The organism is Undibacterium sp. Tian12W, assembly GCF_049339405.1.
In the GTDB taxonomy this organism is placed as follows: Bacteria; Pseudomonadota; Gammaproteobacteria; order Burkholderiales; family Burkholderiaceae_D; genus Undibacterium.
On sequence record NZ_JBMPPK010000001.1, the window covers coordinates 23,795 to 39,805 of the forward strand.

Here is a 16,011-nt window from a genome sequence, read left to right on the forward strand (position 1 = left end):
GAAAAAAAGTAAATTAATAAGTGGGCATACCCGTATCGACTTGTTGTGCCCATGCATGCACACCACCAGTCAGATTAATTGTTTGGGTAAAACCCTGACGCTCTAAAAAATTTGCTACCTGCATACTGCGCCCGCCGTGATGGCAGATGCATACAATCACATCGTCCGGTTCCAGTTCTTGAAAACGGGCTGGCACTGTCTGCATAGGCATCAGTTGCACACCGGGGATATGACAAGTCTCATGCTCCCAAGGTTCCCGTACATCGAGTAAAACCGGGGCTTTTCTACTACTATCGTCTAACCATTGCGCCAGCTCTGTTGCAGTAATGTTTTGCATGACATGTCTCCTGTTTTTTTCAGGATTACAGGCTGAAATGCGAAACTGGTTTGGCACCTGCAGCCGGCTCTACCACCGTTTCAAACAAGCTTTTCTTGCTCACTGCAGTTGCAGAAGTGCGCGTGAATAATTGCGCTGTCAATGCCGGCAGTTGCCCTACGAAAGCCAGCAAACGGCCACCCACATTCAATTGCTGTTGCAGATGTTCTGGCAGTTCTTCCAGACCGCCGGCGATGACGATGGCGTCGTAACTACCCGTATTTTTATCGCTGAAAGCATCAGCCAGAACCACATCAACATTGCTGACATGATTGCGGTGCAAATTACTGGTCGCCAATGCATGCAAGACTTTGGATGATTCCAGTACAGTCACGTGGCGGGCAGAGTAAGCCAGCAATGCAGCCAGATAACCTGTGCCTGCGCCGACCAGCAACACATTTTCCTGTTTTTTCAACACCAGCTCTTGCAAAATTCGCGCTTCCAGCTTTGGCGTCATGGCCTTGCTGCCGTCTGGCAAAGGCAACTCAGTATCAAAAAACGCCAGGCTTTTTTGTTCTGCCGGGAAATACTCTTCGCGTTTAACCACAATCAGCATATCCAGTACTTCCTGGCTCAACACATCCCAAGGACGGATTTGTTGTTCTATCATGTTGAAGCGTGCTTTTTCGATATTCATTTCTATACTCGATTGCAAAATTGATGGAAACGGCATTTTATCAAAGCACTTGGGCAGTTTGACGATTACCGCGCCATTTTTGCGTAATCCACAGCCCCAAATCATCCAGATAGGTATAAATCACCGGTACAACCACCAAAGTCAGCAATGACGAAGTGATAATTCCACCTATCACAGCCTGCCCCATGGGTGCGCGCTGCTCGGAACCTTCAGACAAGGCAAATGCCAGTGGCACCATGCCAAATACCATCGCCAGCGTGGTCATCAGGATGGGGCGCAGGCGTACATGGGCGGCTTCCAGCAAAGCTTCCATGCGGTTCATGCCATCTTTTCTTGCCTGATTGGCAAAATCTACCAGCAAAATCGCATTTTTGGTAACTAATCCCATCAACATGATGAAACCGATGATGGAAAACATGTTCAGCGTTGAGCGGAAGAACATCAAAGCCAGGAAAACACCAATCAAAGTCATGGGCAAGGCGGACATGATGGCGATAGGCTGCAAGAAGCTGGCAAATTGTGATGCCAGGATCATGTAGATGAAAATCACCGCCAAAGCCAGCGCCGACAGGGCATAGCCGAAAGATTCAGTCATGTTCTTGGTAGCACCACCCATCTTGTAGCGATAGCCGGGTTGCCATTGCATGCCATCCAGCACTTTTTTGACTTCAGCACTGACTTCACCGGCAGAACGGCCTACCACATTGGCAGACAGCTCCACTTCGCGGTTCAGGTCACGGCGGTTGATCTGGTTGGCGCCTGTCGATGGTTTTATGTCTGCGACCTGGCGCAAGGGCACCATTTTTGGTGAACCGTCTGCATTAGTCTGGGTGCTGCTCAGCATCAGGCGGGACAGGTCCTCAGGATTATTCCTGTCATTCGGTGACAGGCGCACGGTGACATCATAGTTTTCATCATCCGGCGCACGCCAGGTCGTGGCAATTTCACCTGCCAGCAAAGGCCGCAAGGCACCACCTATCTGGGCCACACCTACTCCGAGGTCGGCACCGATATCGCGGCGTGGCTGTACCGAGATGGTCGGCTTTTGTGCCTTGAGGCTGGAATCCAGATCCACCAAACCCGGAATTGCACGTAATTTTGCCTGCACCTGTTCAGATAATTTACCCAGTTCATTCAGATCGCTGCCCTGCAAACTGAAACGCAGATTCTTGTTATCGCCACCGACACCATCCAGCGCACCGATATGCGTGACGGTGATACCGGCAATCTGGCTCAGGCGATTACGCAAAGGCACTGACATCTGACTGGTAGTCCTGGCCCTGTCCTTACGCGGTACCAGGCGGACAAAAGTACTGACATAATTCTTGCCCTGTGCCGAACCGGTATTGACCGTGCTGTAGGTATCCAACACTTCCGGGAATTCCTTGATCACGGCCTCAACCTGATGCACCTTGGTTTCTGTCAGCTCCAGTGATGAGCCTACCGGCGTGTAAAAAGTCACGCCCGTTTCAGAATAGTCAGCCTGCGGTACGAATTCTGAACCTATCAAGCCTGTACCCGGAATTGCCAGGCCGAGGAAAAAAGTCAGTGCTGCAATCAGCAAAGTCTTGATGCGGTGCTTGAGTGACCAGCGCAACATTACCTGATAGCCACGCGAAAACCATTGCACGCCACGTTCAAACTGTTCCAGCACACGGCCTATGCTGTTCGCATACCAGCCCTTGCGAATGGATTTGCCGTTTTCGTCTACCGTAGGATGTCCATGGGCATCCGGGTCTGGCCAGATCGATGACAGCATAGGGTCCAGCGTGAAAGACACAAACATGGAAATCAGTACGGCTGCGGTAACGGTAATACCAAACTGGTGAAAGAAGCGACCGATAATGCCGCCCATGAAACCCACAGGCAAGAACACGGCAACGATGGAGAACGTCGTCGCCAAAACTGCCAGGCCTATCTCTGCCGTACCTTCGAGTGCTGCCGTATGATGATCCTTGAACTTGCCGTTAACCTTCATGCCTGCATGACGCACGATGTTCTCACGCACCACAATCGCATCATCAATCAGCAAACCTACGCACAGCGACAAGGCCATCAGGGTAATCATATTGATGGTGAAGCCAAACATGTCCATGAACAGGAATGTACCTATCAATGCCACTGGCAAGGTCAGTCCGGTGATGACGGTAGAGCGCCATGAATTGAGGAACAGAAAAACGATCAGTATGGTCAGTGCTGCCCCTTCTATCAGAGTGCGGCGCACGTTTTCTACACCCACGCGTATCTGGCGCGAACCGTCCTTGATGACTTGTACTTTGACACCAGGATACTGCGCCTGCAATTGTGGTTCCAGCGCCTTTAAAGCTTCGGTCAGACCATCCGCCACTTCTATGGTGTTTTGTCCCTGTGCCTTCAAAATATCCAGTGCGACCGTGCGCTGGCCGTTATACAGGGCCAAACTCTCTTGCTCTTCCTGACCATCCACCACACTGGCGACTTGCGACAGCATGACTGGCTGGCCACCACGGCGGGCCACGATGATGCGGGCAAAGTCTTGCGGGTTCTTGATGCGCCCTTGTATCTGCACGACTTTTTCATTATCGAGTGCACGGATGGCACCAGTAGGCAATTCCTGGTTTTCATTGCGCAGGGCATTGATGACCTGATCTACACCCAGGCCCAGCGATTCCATTTCACCCGGCTTCAGGTAAATCTTGATCTCACGCTTGACACCACCGACCAGGGTTACCGAGCCTACGCCGCGCACATTTTCCAGGCGCTTCTTCACCAACTGGTCACCGATGGTGGTCAGTTCACGGAAATCACGTTTCTTGATCTTGTCGTCATTCGTCACCGACACCGAGAAAATGGGTTTATCAGAAGGATCGTAACGCGTCACCCTGGGCTCTTTGACTTCCTTGCGAAAGCCAGCCTTGATGAGTGCGACTTTTTCACGCACATCCTGTGCTGCCTGTGCGGGATCAACGGTCAGATCAAATTCCAGGATAACGACAGACGTACCTTCGTAAGAACGTGAAGTCAGCGCGCTGATACCATTTATGGTATTGACGGTTTCTTCAACCTTGCGGGTAATGTCCGACTCTATGGTCTCAGGTGCGGCTCCCGGATAATCGGTCTGGATTACCACTACCGGGAAAGTAATATCGGGAAACTGATCTACCCGCAAACGCTTGTAAGAGAACAAACCCAGCACCACAAAGGCCACCATCATCATGGTCGCCAGCACCGGATTGCCTATGCTGATACGTGTGAACCACATGATTACACCTTGCCTGTCGTGGTTGTCGTCGTTGTCGTGGTTGTCGTGGTAATCAGCTTCACAGCCACACCTGCACGCAAGCGCCCCAGATTGGCTTTGACTATCTTTGTTTGCGGTGCCAGGCCAGACAGCACCTCCACCACAGGCTTGCCCTGGCTTTCACCACGCAAGCCCAGCTTGACCGGCTTTTGTTGCAGGATATTATTTTCTATCGCATACACGAAAGCCTGCTCGCCTTCATACTGTATTGCCGTGTCAGGCACGGTCAGCACTTCAGCTTTTTTATCGACGACCAGTTGCGCTTCGCCAAAAATGCCTGCGCGCAAAATGGTATCGGGATTGGCGACCTGCACATAGGCCATGATAGAGCGTGAGCCCGCTGTCGTAGCGGGGTTGATGCGCACGACCTTGCCATCGACAGCCGTTTGCACACCTTCTATTTTCAGTTGCACGGCCTGACCGATTTTGATGCTGGCAATATCCTGGGTTGGTACCGGTGCTTCCATTTCCAGCATGCGCAAATCGACGACATCCAGCAGTCGGTTATCTGGCGAAATCTTTTCACCGGGTTGCACCATGCGGTTGCTGATCATGCCTGAGATGGGAGCGCGTATGACGGTATCTGCCAGCGCTTTTTGCGCCACATTCAATGCGCCTTTGGCACTGTCTACATTGGCGACGGCAATCGCATACTGGCTGTTGGTATTGTCGTAGGCATTTTTGGAAATGAAACTTTTCTCCAGCAAGGCCTTGTTATTGTCGCGTGCGAGGCGGGCAATTTCAAGCTGCCCTTGCGCAGCAGCCAAAGCACCTTTGGCCTGCTCTTGCCGCGCCAGGTAATCACTGCTGTCCATCTTGATCAGGACCTGGCCTGCCTGCACGGCTTCGCCTTCGCGCACCAGCACTTCGGTAATATCACCAGCCACTTTGGCCTTGACGGAAGCCTGGTTGATGGCGCGCAGAGCGCCGGACAAAGCCAGCAGTTTTCTGACTTCGGCATTAGCCACTTCGACGATGTCGGCGGGCAAGAATTCCAGCACTGCCGGAGATGATTGCGTACCCACGGCAGCAGCACTGGCCGATGCGGGCACGACCTTGCCCTGAGATTTTTTCTTCACCAGTATCACGCCGGCAGCCACTAACAGCACAACGGCAATGATCCAGAAAGTCTTGCGTTTTAACATGCTTGTTTTCCAAAAAGTAATGGTTTCATGGCCTGGGCTAAGATGGTAAATAAACTATCCAGGTCGTAAAAAACCCTGACTTTAAAGCCTGACACAAGGTGAGGGTCAAGCAACGCATGCAACTAAACACGTAAACCACAAGTTAAAACTATTTTTTCAACAACAAGCTATGTAAAGACAACTCTATATAGTGTTCAAGATAGGTATCAAGCTTATCTGGCTCTATATTGCACACCCCTTGAGAATGCTTCCAGATCATCATCATGATCATGGGGGCGATCAGTATCCTGGCATCAATTTCCACATCAACACTGCGTATCTCACCACGCGCCATGCCGCGCTTGAGCATGGTCATGACCAGGTTTTCACCGCGGTTGATGACCTCTTCCTGATAAAACCTGGCCAGCTCAGGGAAATTCCCGGCTTCTGCCATCATCAGTTTGGGCAGGCCAGACAACTTGGTATTGCCTATGCTGCCCCACCAGGTCTTCATAATCAGGCGGAACAACTCTTCACTATTACCTTCAAATTGTTCAATGACGCTTTCTGCTTCACCAATCAGGGGAACAATACTTTCCCTTACCACGGCCTTGAACAGCTCTTCCTTACTGGAAAAATACAGGTACAAAGTGCCCTTGGAGACGCCGGCAGCGCGCGCCACATCGTCCAGACGTGTTGCAGCGAAACCGCGCTCTACGAATAAATCGAGGGCAGCAGCGAGTAATTCTTGCGGGCGGGCATCCTTGCGGCGCTCCCACTTGGGCTTAAAAGGGCATAGCATAATATTAACAACTCAAATTAACTTACTTTTGAGTCAGTAATATAGTCCGCCCCCCGTTCAGCGTCAAGATAAACACTTGTCAGGTCCAAATAAAGTCTTGAACGAAACAATAAATTCTTAAATATCAAGCAATGGTCAAACAATAAAGCCTTAAATAAAGCGTTGAACAGCGCCTTGAACAAAGTCTTAAACAATCACCAGTTCGCGGTTGAAAGTATTCAGAGATGCATATTAAGCAACCGTACATGAGCAAGCTTTGAAATTTTGCTACAACTCAACTTCCTTTTGATCTATAGCTACTTTGCCAAGCTGCTTCGATTATTGCAATCGCCATGCGACAGGATGCAAAATTGAGTAGATCAAACATAAGAATTTTGGAACAGGCTGCAGATATCTAACAGCCACCTCTTAGAAAATACAAAGAAAGTCCGTCAGTTTGCGAGTCAATGATGTAATCAACAATTAACCAGAATTATGTTTGCTACCGAACATACGTCTTGATGAAGCCCGTTTATTCTTGTCAACAATAAAATAGGCATATCGACTGGCTAACTTAAGCACGCGATGTGCTACCGACTCGCCACTTGACAACTAAATGCCACTTAAAGCGCTTATGCCAGCCCACCTCAAAAAAATAATATTCCCTTTTTTCATCATTTCGCCTGCGTTATTTAGCCAGGCACAGGCTAACGAGATGGAACAACAGATGCTGCGTTGTTCCGTGCTCGGCGATGCGAGTGTCCGCCTCAGTTGCTTTGATGCCCTCGCCAAGGCAGCTACTCCGGTGGAGGCTGACAAACCAATCGCCAAGGCAGAAGCCCTGCAAGATCTGAAAGAGACCGTGGCACCTGAAAAGCCACCAGAAGCAGCACCCGAAATGTCGCGCATGGTGCAACGCTGGGAACTTGATGAAGCATCCAAGCGCGGTAAATTCGTGTTTAGGCCTCATCATGATAATTATCTGCTGGTGGGCAATTACAGCAATGCTTCGAACGATGAACCGTTCAAGAAATTCACACCTGCCGGCGTCAAATCCAAGCATGTGGAATTGACTTATCAACTGAGCATGAAAATGAAACTGGCTGAAGAAGTGGGTAACTCGCCTGTTGATCTGTGGGTAGCCTACACCCAGCAAAGTTTTTGGCAGGCGTATAACCGCAGTGCATCCAGTCCTTTCCGCGAGACCAATTACCAGCCAGAAGTCATGGCAATGATCCCTGTCAATAAAAGCCTGGGTGATTTCAATATCCGCTACCTTAATTTTGGCATGGTACATCAGTCGAATGGTCAGACCTCGACTTTATCTCGCAGCTGGAACCGCGTCTATGCCGAGCTGGGTGTTGAGCACGGCAATTTCTCATTCAGCACAAGACTCTGGCGCCGTCTTGATAACGCCAGGTCAGATAATGACAATATCGATATCGTTGATTACATGGGGCATGGCGACATACATGCCACCTATCGCGAAAAAGGCGGGCGCGAATTTTCCCTGACCGCACGCCGCAATTTCAATACCGGCCATGGTGCATTGCAAGCCAGCCTCGCTATGCCTATTACTACCAATCTCAAGGCCTATCTGCAAATGTTCTCGGGATATGGCCAGAGCCTGATTGATTATAATTATTCGCAAAAATCAATCGGTGCGGGATTCATGGTTGATTTCTGACCGCTTTGATTGTGGAATTTTGCCCCTGCAAGGCTGCCCATTATTTACGACCGGGCAGGCACGCTGACATATCTTTTACCTGTTTTACAGGCGCAAAGATATGTCCAGCATACCGTCCTTAGCGCATCCGTCTGGTGGTTTCCCTGGCAATCAGTTCCAGGCCAGGTAAGCTGGTATCGACTTTATTCCCGGCAATCAGGCCCAGCAGGGTCTTGGTCGCGAGCAAACCCATGTCATACAAAGGCTGGTGGATGGTAGTCAGGGGTGGCGTTGTATACAGTGAACTGGGCAAGTCATCGAAACCTATCAGGGAGATATCTTCCGGCACGCGTATCCCCTTGCGGTACAGGCCCAGCCTGACACCGTAGGCAGAAAGATCGTTGGCCGCAAACACGGCGCTGAATTGTTGCTGGGTTTCCAGCAAGCGGTTAATCGCCAGCAAGCCACTAGCCTCATGAAAGTTACCTTCAGCCACCAGGTTTTTTTCAAAGGGGATATTGGCTTCACGCAGGGCATTTTGATAGCCCTCTTGCCGCTCTGCAGCATCGGTATTATTTGCCGGCCCAGTAACAAAGGCGATGCGCCTGTGCCCCAACTCTATCAAATGCCGGGTTGCCAGATAAGCGCCATGGACATTGTCGAGCTTGAAGCCGACCGCAGTCTTGCTATTCAAGCTGCGGCCAGTCGCGACGATGGGTTTATCGAGGGCAAATTCCAGCACTTTTTTATCAGCAATACGGCCAGACAGCAAGATAATGCCATCCACCTTGCGTGCCAGTAAAAGCTTGATGCGGGAAGCCTCTTCGTCAGCATTCCAGTGCCCACTGACGATCACCGAGGCATAGCCAGTACCCTTCAAACCATCATCGACCCCATGCAGGGTTTCATCAAAAAAGGGGCTGGAAATATCCTGCACGACGATGCCTATGGTCATGGATCGACCACTTTTCAGCCCTTGCGCCAGCTGGTTGGGCTCAAATTTCATTTCTGCAATGGCAGTTTCGACTGCCTTGCGCTTGACATCAGAGACCTTGGCCGTGCCGTTCAGGATGCGCGACACCGTGCTGGGCGACACACCCGCCTCACGCGCAACATCCAACAAGGTCACCGGCTCATTTTTACTTTTTGTTCTCTCGACCACGCAATGCCTTCCCAAGCAGGGTAATTATTTATTTTAGATTTATTTTAGTATTAACAACTTATCTTCACAATTCAGTGAAAAGCTTTTCACAATTAGCATAACATGGATTTTTGCGCGTGCGCAGTGGGTCTGCCTTCTATCCATTGTCTCTGTACTCAAACAAACACAATCACGACATTCGCGACATCGTTGCGCCCACTTTGTTGATCGCTTTCAAACCTGCCTTGCCAGCACCGAAGGAAGCGGAGACGCCGCCCTGCACAAGTGCTCAACCAGTTTTCTATGGTCAGGCAAATCAGCCAGGGCGCGTTGCGCCATCTGGGCTATCATCTGAAATTCTTGGGCAGCTTCCTGGTCTTGTGGATAAACGAATTTATTGCTCGCCATATCGGTCTGAAATTCCATCCCATACAAAACAAACTGCCAGCTCGATGGCGGATACATTTCCAGATCTGCAATAAAGTCCATACGGTGTGGCGGGCGGCAGCTCCACATCTTCAGCTTTTCCTGCAGGCTCTCAGGTATAGAGTTAGCATCCCTGTTATCACGCCAGAATGCAGAGTCTGTCCTTTGACTCAGACTGAAATGCATTTTGACAAAATCAACGACGCGTTCATAACGCGCTTTCATATGTTGATTAAACTGGGTCGCCACTGCATCAAACTCGCCATTGAATGGAAACAGATAAGTCAGCAAATAGGCTGCCGTTTCTATCAGGCCTATGCCTGATGATTCCAGCGGCTCAATAAAACCACCGGACAAGCCTATGGCCACACAGTTCTTGATCCACTGGGTTTCGCGATAACCGACATTGAGCTTCAACAACCTCGGCGTCATGCCATCAGCTGCCGGACCGATGTATTGACGCAAAACTTGCTCCGCTCTGGCCTCGTCCGTATGACGAGTGGAAAACACATAACCTATGCCGCGTCTTTCCTGCAATCCTATGTCCCATATCCAGCCTGCTTCCTGCGCGCTGGAGATAGTATATGAAGGTATAGGTGCATCTGGCTTAGCATAGGGCACTTGTAAGGCCAGAGCCCTATCTACAAACAACACATCATTCAAAGACTTGAATGGCGCCCCCAGGGTCTTGCCTATCAGACCTGCGCTGAAGCCTGTGCAGTCTATGAACAAATCTGCCGCCAGCATCTGGCCATCTTGCGTATGCACGGCTGCAATCGCACCTTGTTCATCCAGTTGCACATGCTCTACTGTTCCCAGTATCCGGTTCACTCCAAGTGATTGCCCGTGCTCAGACAATAATGCTGCCAGACGGCCAGCATCGAAATGGTAGGCATAATTCATCGGCCCCAAAAAATCTTTGTCGGCAAATCTCTTAGGCCCGCGTGACGCATCTGCTATGCATTTTTGCATGGTCACGGCATCCGCAAAAGCTGGCTGTTGGCCATTGCGCGCAGCCAGCCCCTTCAACCAGTAAGGTAATAATTCCGGCCCACGCTGACTGGGATGACTGAAGGGATGAAAGTAGTGATCAACACCCGGGCTACCAGCTGGCCTGACCCAATGATCAAAGCGTATGCCCTGCTTGAATGTGCCATGACACTCCCGGATAAAACGTGCCTCATCTATACCTATCGCCGCCAGCGTACCGCGTATCGAAGGAAAGCTGCCCTCACCAACACCAATAATGCCTATGTCTTTTGACTCCACCAGGCGTATCTGTACGCCCTCTCCCTCTTTGGAAGATGACAGGTGTTTGGCCATGAAACATGCAGTCAGCCAGCCGGCTGTTCCACCGCCTACGATCAATACATTTTTTACGGCTTTCATTTGAGCAAGCTCCTCGGTTTAGCTGCGGTCAAGAGTAAATAGCTTCACGGCGCACAGGTATGTTTCACTAGCAGTATCAGTTGCTCTCACACAGGACAATATCAATGGCAGTGACACGCAAACACCTTGAAAACCAACTGGCTGGACGGCAATCAATTCCCGTTTATTGCAAACCAGTCAGGGATGCAGACTACGCATTGCACAGTGGTTTTCACCTCAATCCGGCTTATATTACAACATTTTGAAAACGTTATCATTTTATGTTTGACACAGAATTCAAGTTTTATGTATTATGAAAACGGTTTCAAAACAAAATCAAAGAAACACCAATAAGAAAACGTTTTCAAAAACGTCATGGTTTAATCAGAGCAAAAAAACCAATCCAACCTGTAACAGGAGACATATGAAAATCCGCAATCTTGCGACTAGTAAAGTCGCGACCACACCTATACAACTGGCGATCATTACCCTGATCACCAGCATGGGTGCTGCCCACGCGCAAACACAAGCGCCTGCTCCAGCACCAACCAGCGCCAGCCAAGCCAAGGCAAATAGCGAAAGCACGACTATTTCTGAAGTGATCGTCACCGGTACCAAGCGTGCCACGTCACTGCAAAAAACCCCGGTAGCGATCACCGCCATCAATGCCGCAGCACTTGAAGACGCCCATGTGCAAAACGTGCAGGACGTGGTTAATCTGGTGCCAGGCTTCCAGGCCACCGGCCAGGGTGATCATGGCGTCATCACCATGACCATGCGTGGTATCGGTAACGACAGTGCTAAAACTGAATACGCCGATCCTGAAGTTGCCCTGTTTATCGACGGTATCTATGCGCCCCGCCCTGAAGGCGCAACATCCCTGCTGTTTGACCTGGAAGGCATAGAAGTATTGCGCGGCCCGCAAGGTACTTTATGGGGCCGTAATGCCACAGTTGGCGCAGTCAATATGCAAACCGCCAAACCAAAAATCGGTGAAAGTTCTGGCTCGGTAGAGGGCGGCCTGGGCAGTTACAAACGTTTTGGCACCCGTGGCGCATTCAATATCCCGGTCAGCAATGAAATGGCGCTGCGCTTTGCCTATGCACATGAAAAACATGATGGTTATGTCGATTATCAGGCACCTACCATGCTGTCCCTCGATAGCCAGAAAGCTGCGTTTGCCACTTATCTCAAGAATGGTGGCACAGTAGTTCCCTTCCAGCCTATCAACTATGCATTGTTCGTGCAGGATGGCCCCAAGTATGGTGCACAAGATCAGACTGCTGCCCGTATCAGCATGCTGTGGAAACCTAACGCTGCCACCAAGATCGATCTGTCTTATGAGAAATTCATAGACCGTGGCACTCCATCCATGAACCTGCTGCAAACGCCACGTGCGGGACAAAGCCACTGGTCGGCCCTGATCGATACAGCCCCGTTTTCAGAGCGCGATAGCGACGCCATCCGTGGCCGCATAGAATATGCCATCAACAAGGAAATGCAACTGACTTACATCGGTGGTTATTCCAAGTTCAGTGGCTCGTCCCGTTTTGACCAGGACGGCGGTGCCAATGCGCCAACCAGTTTCACCTCTGGTGGCAGCATGCAGGCAAACAATACTGTTTCATCCAACTATAAAAACTTTAGCCATGAAGTAGAACTGCAATCCGTCGGCACACGTGATGTAGATTGGCAATTGGGTTTGTACTACGGTTCTGAAACCAATGATATCCGTTTCGACATCCCTATCCTGAATGGTACTTACCAGGGCACAGTAGGCTGGCAAGGTTCTTTCATCCAGCCTAAAGAAACAGTGGAAACAGCAGCAGCGTTTGGCCAGGCAACCTGGAACGCCAGCAATGACACGCATATCACTGGCGGCCTGCGTTACACTCAGGACAAACGCACGAATGTCGATGGACGTGGTTACGGTTTTTCTGGCAAGCCTGAGCTTAGCCAGGCGGCCATTACACCGAATGTCAATCCGGCTTTTGCCAATTCCAACTTTGCGCCCTACTCTTTCAATGATGGCAGCTATAGCGGCAACAAGGTAACAGGCTTGCTGCGCATTTCACACGACATTGACAAAGACAATATGGTGTACGGTAGCATCTCCACGGGCTATAAATCTGGTGGTCTGCAAGATGGTGGCAAAACCTACGGTCCAGAAACTTTGACCAACTTTGAACTCGGCAGCAAGAGCACTTTAATGGGCGGCGCAGTCCGGTGGAATAACGCCCTGTACTATGGCAAATTCAAAGACTTCCAGTTCAGTGCACCAGTTACCGCACCGGACGGCACACGCGGCTTGCAAACATCCAATGCCGATGGCGCAACCGTGTATGGCTTTGAGTCTGAACTGGCAGCAAAACTGAGCAAGGACGACAAGTTGCAAGTCACCATTGCCATCGCTAAGGCTACTCTCGGCAACCTGGTAGGCGGCTCAAATGACTATGCCCTGCCGGCCTGCAAAATACCTGGTATCAGCAACTGCCTGGATGTATCTGGCAACACCATGCCACATACGCCCAAGTTCTCTGCCCAGGTCTTGTATCAGCACACCTTCCATTTGAATGAAGGCACACTGACACCACGCATCAGCCTGCATTACGAGACTGAAACCTGGCTCAGCGTTTTCAACTATGGTGATGGCGACAAGCAGGAAGCCTATTCCCGTGCTGATCTGGGCTTGCGCTATCAGTCCACAGGCAAATCCAGCTGGTATGCAGACTTCTTTGTTCGCAATGTTGGTGACAACAAAGTCAAGACCAGCGCCATGAATGCCAATGGCCCATGGCAAGCGCAGTACTTGCCGCCACGCACCTTTGGCGTTAATGTCGGTATTGATTTCTAAAAGTACATAGACTCAAACTGGCAATACATGCCCCGGCCCACGCAAGTGGCCCGGGGTTTTTCTTTGTTCGCCCGGAAAACAGACGTTTTAGCATTGTTTAACACAAGTGCAAATCACAAACATTGCATTACGTAAATTCGTCATTAAAATGAATTTTGGCTCAGCAGCATAAAGCTTCCCCCTTGCCATGTATTTTTTAATAACAGGAGATCAAGATGCGAAGAATATTTATTAAGTCCTTGCTTGCGCTTGCCGGTTTTTCCATGCTGGCAGTGAGCCAGATATCTGCCGCTGCAGACAAAGGGAATGCCGATGAAGCAATGGCCCTGGTGAAAAGAGCCGCTGCTTACCTTAAAGAAAATGGCAAAGACAAGGCCTATGCCGAGTTCAACAATCCCACCGGGCAATTTGTCGTCAAGGATTTATATGTTTTTGTGTACAACACCAATGGTGACGGCATCAACCGCGCTCATGGAGCGAATGCCAAGATGGTGGGTAAGAATTTACTGGAATTGAAAGATGCGGACGGCATGCCCATCGTCAAAAGTTTTCTCGATGTTGCCAACAGCAAAACCGGTCATGGCTGGGTCGATTACAAATGGCCCAATCCGACGACAAAGCAAATGGAGCCGAAATCAACTTATATCGAACGCGTGGGTGATGTCTTGATAGGTTGCGGGATATACAAGTGATATAGCAAAACAACTTTGCAAAGGCACAGTTTGCGCCTTTGCAAAGTTCGTAGTGAGACAGGGCTTCAATCCTGGCGGGAATACGTCGTTATGGCTCAGGCTGCAGCAGGAGTTTGAACTAGCTGTTCCTGCAATTGTGCACGGACAAAATCACGATACCAATACGCACTGTCTTTCAAGGTGCGCTGCTGTGTTGCGTAATCCAGATACACCAGGCCAAAGCGCTTTGCATAACCTGAATTCCACTCAAAATTATCCAGCAAACTCCAGTAAAAATAAGCTTGCACATCAACGCCGGCAGCTATCGCATCATGCATGGCCTGGAAATGCAATTGCAGATACTTGATGCGCTGCTCATCATGCACTTTTCCATCTTCCAGTTTGTCAGCAACTGCCATGCCATTTTCAGTGATGTAAATGGGTGGCAAGGCCGGATATTCAGCGCGCAGTTTCAACAATAAATCTGTCATGCCGGAAGGATAAACTTCCCAGCCCATATCACTAAAACCGAGCTTGCCTTCAGGCTGTTTGGGTGGATTGTCGGTACTGACAAAAGCGCGGAAATAATAATTCACACCAAGAAAATCCAGAGGCTGGCGAATGTTATCCATGTCTTCTGCATGCACATGAAATTTGCTCATGTCCATTCGGTCCAGCGCCTTTTGCGGATAAGTGCCTTTGAAAATCGGGTCCATGAACCATTGCACAGAGCGTGCATATTCCCATTCTGCCTGGGCAATGTCAGCAGTTGAGTCGGTAGCTGGCATGGCTGGCCACTGATTCAGGACTATACCTAGTTTGGCCGGACAATTGATGGCGCGCATGGCTTGCAACGCCAAACCATGCGACAGCAAAAGATGGTGCGACACCTGTATTGATAGTGCGGTATCAGCCACGCCGGGCGCAAACTGGGCATTGCCGTAACCAAGATTAGCAGTACACCAGGGCTCGTTGTGGGTAGCAATGCTGGCAAGGCGATGACCAAAACGGCGCGCAATTTCTGTTGCGTATTCGGCAAAGCGCACGCAGGTATCACGATTGAGCCAGCCACCCAGGTCTTGCAAGCCCTGTGGCAAATCCCAGTGATACAAAGTCAGATGAGCAGCAATGCCATGCTCTTCCAGTTTATCCAGCAAGCGGGAATAAAATTCAAAGCCTTTTTCATTCCAGGCGCCATAACCCAGGGGTTGCACACGCGACCATGACACAGAAAAACGGTAAGCCTTGAGCCCCAGACCAGCAACGATGCCGACATCGTCAGCATAGCGATGGTAATGGTCACAAGCCACGTCGCCGGTGCTGCCGTCAATGATAGTCCCGGGTGTATGGGTAAAGGTATCCCAGATAGAAGGGCCACGGCCATCAGTCGCTGCGGCCCCTTCTATCTGGTAAGCACTGGTGGCAACGCCCCAGGTAAAAGCAGTAGAAAACTCGGGCATCGTTGATGGATTAGTCATGGTCTGTTTTTGGATAGGTTCACATTCTGCATGTGGCAAGCATGCATACTGTTCTTATAAGTTGTCATGCTTCATTGTCCAAGAATCGGCTAGCAACTGTTCTCCCGAAAGCCAGAACCAGAGCCAGAGCCGAAACCCGACATAAATGCAGCATGCATTTATTTGAAATCGTTTTCAAATCATCGTAAAAAGTGATTTTTTAATCACCA

At 50.1% G+C, this 16,011-nt stretch carries 11 protein-coding genes; 3 read left to right on the forward strand and 8 right to left on the reverse strand.

Annotated elements, in window-relative coordinates:
* Nucleotides 1-13: 13 nt before the first annotated feature.
* From ACO0LI_RS00080 to ACO0LI_RS00100, 5 genes are all read right to left on the reverse strand, one after another.
* Entirely contained in the window at nucleotides 14-337 is a 324-nt protein-coding gene (locus ACO0LI_RS00080) for a rhodanese-like domain-containing protein (protein ID WP_423029975.1), read from the reverse strand.
* Nucleotides 338-362: 25 nt separating this feature from the next.
* Nucleotides 363-1,013: a protein-L-isoaspartate O-methyltransferase family protein gene (locus ACO0LI_RS00085; protein ID WP_423029977.1), complete on the reverse strand. Its 651-nt coding sequence runs from the start codon at nucleotides 1,011-1,013 to the stop codon at nucleotides 363-365.
* Nucleotides 1,014-1,053: 40 nt separating this feature from the next.
* Nucleotides 1,054-4,254 (reverse strand): efflux RND transporter permease subunit, encoded by a 3,201-nt coding sequence (locus ACO0LI_RS00090; RefSeq protein ID WP_423029978.1) that lies wholly within the window; start codon nucleotides 4,252-4,254, stop codon nucleotides 1,054-1,056.
* A gap of 2 nt (nucleotides 4,255-4,256) precedes the next feature.
* The gene (locus ACO0LI_RS00095) at nucleotides 4,257-5,438 is read right to left on the reverse strand and encodes an efflux RND transporter periplasmic adaptor subunit (protein ID WP_423029980.1); all 1,182 of its coding nucleotides are present in this window, start codon (nucleotides 5,436-5,438) and stop codon (nucleotides 4,257-4,259) included.
* A gap of 148 nt (nucleotides 5,439-5,586) precedes the next feature.
* Nucleotides 5,587-6,219, reverse strand: a complete 633-nt coding sequence (locus tag ACO0LI_RS00100; RefSeq protein WP_422949358.1) for a TetR/AcrR family transcriptional regulator — start codon at nucleotides 6,217-6,219, stop codon at nucleotides 5,587-5,589.
* Nucleotides 6,220-6,913: 694 nt separating this feature from the next.
* On the opposite strand from ACO0LI_RS00100, the gene ACO0LI_RS00105 reads away from it, so the two are divergent.
* Entirely contained in the window at nucleotides 6,914-7,885 is a 972-nt protein-coding gene (locus ACO0LI_RS00105; protein WP_423029982.1) for a phospholipase A, read from the forward strand.
* A 118-nt stretch (nucleotides 7,886-8,003) separates the two neighbouring features.
* Here the strand turns inward: ACO0LI_RS00105 and ACO0LI_RS00110 are convergent, their stop codons facing one another.
* Both ACO0LI_RS00110 and ACO0LI_RS00115 read right to left on the reverse strand, forming a co-directional pair.
* Nucleotides 8,004-9,026 carry a LacI family DNA-binding transcriptional regulator gene (locus ACO0LI_RS00110; RefSeq protein ID WP_423029984.1) on the reverse strand — a complete coding sequence of 341 codons (1,023 nt, stop codon included), beginning with the start codon at nucleotides 9,024-9,026 and terminating at the stop codon, nucleotides 8,004-8,006.
* A gap of 213 nt (nucleotides 9,027-9,239) precedes the next feature.
* Nucleotides 9,240-10,820: a tryptophan halogenase family protein gene (locus ACO0LI_RS00115; RefSeq protein WP_423029986.1), complete on the reverse strand. Its 1,581-nt coding sequence runs from the start codon at nucleotides 10,818-10,820 to the stop codon at nucleotides 9,240-9,242.
* 403 nt (nucleotides 10,821-11,223) lie between these two features.
* Here ACO0LI_RS00115 and ACO0LI_RS00120 point away from each other — a divergent pair, with 403 nt between their 5' ends.
* Together ACO0LI_RS00120 and ACO0LI_RS00125 are read left to right on the forward strand one after the other, a co-directional pair.
* Nucleotides 11,224-13,653: a TonB-dependent receptor gene (locus tag ACO0LI_RS00120; protein WP_423029988.1), complete on the forward strand. Its 2,430-nt coding sequence runs from the start codon at nucleotides 11,224-11,226 to the stop codon at nucleotides 13,651-13,653.
* Nucleotides 13,654-13,868: 215 nt separating this feature from the next.
* Complete coding sequence (locus tag ACO0LI_RS00125; RefSeq protein ID WP_422949363.1) at nucleotides 13,869-14,345, forward strand: cache domain-containing protein; 477 nt, start codon at nucleotides 13,869-13,871, stop codon at nucleotides 14,343-14,345.
* Between the two features lie 95 nt (nucleotides 14,346-14,440).
* Here the strand turns inward: ACO0LI_RS00125 and ACO0LI_RS00130 are convergent, their stop codons facing one another.
* Nucleotides 14,441-15,802, reverse strand: a complete 1,362-nt coding sequence (locus ACO0LI_RS00130; RefSeq protein WP_423029990.1) for a GH1 family beta-glucosidase — start codon at nucleotides 15,800-15,802, stop codon at nucleotides 14,441-14,443.
* Between the last annotated feature and the right edge of the window lie 209 nt (nucleotides 15,803-16,011).

Coding starts and splice junctions, on each gene's coding strand:
- ACO0LI_RS00080 (WP_423029975.1), bottom strand. CDS start 337: ATGCAAAACATTACTGCAACAGAGCTGGCGCAATGGTTAGACGATAGT.
- ACO0LI_RS00085 (WP_423029977.1), bottom strand. CDS start 1,013: ATGAATATCGAAAAAGCACGCTTCAACATGATAGAACAACAAATCCGT.
- ACO0LI_RS00090 (WP_423029978.1), bottom strand. CDS start 4,254: ATGTGGTTCACACGTATCAGCATAGGCAATCCGGTGCTGGCGACCATG.
- ACO0LI_RS00095 (WP_423029980.1), bottom strand. CDS start 5,438: ATGTTAAAACGCAAGACTTTCTGGATCATTGCCGTTGTGCTGTTAGTG.
- ACO0LI_RS00100 (WP_422949358.1), bottom strand. CDS start 6,219: ATGCTATGCCCTTTTAAGCCCAAGTGGGAGCGCCGCAAGGATGCCCGC.
- ACO0LI_RS00105 (WP_423029982.1), top strand. CDS start 6,914: ATGGAACAACAGATGCTGCGTTGTTCCGTGCTCGGCGATGCGAGTGTC.
- ACO0LI_RS00115 (WP_423029986.1), bottom strand. CDS start 10,820: ATGAAAGCCGTAAAAAATGTATTGATCGTAGGCGGTGGAACAGCCGGC.
- ACO0LI_RS00120 (WP_423029988.1), top strand. CDS start 11,224: ATGAAAATCCGCAATCTTGCGACTAGTAAAGTCGCGACCACACCTATA.
- ACO0LI_RS00125 (WP_422949363.1), top strand. CDS start 13,869: ATGCGAAGAATATTTATTAAGTCCTTGCTTGCGCTTGCCGGTTTTTCC.
- ACO0LI_RS00130 (WP_423029990.1), bottom strand. CDS start 15,802: ATGACTAATCCATCAACGATGCCCGAGTTTTCTACTGCTTTTACCTGG.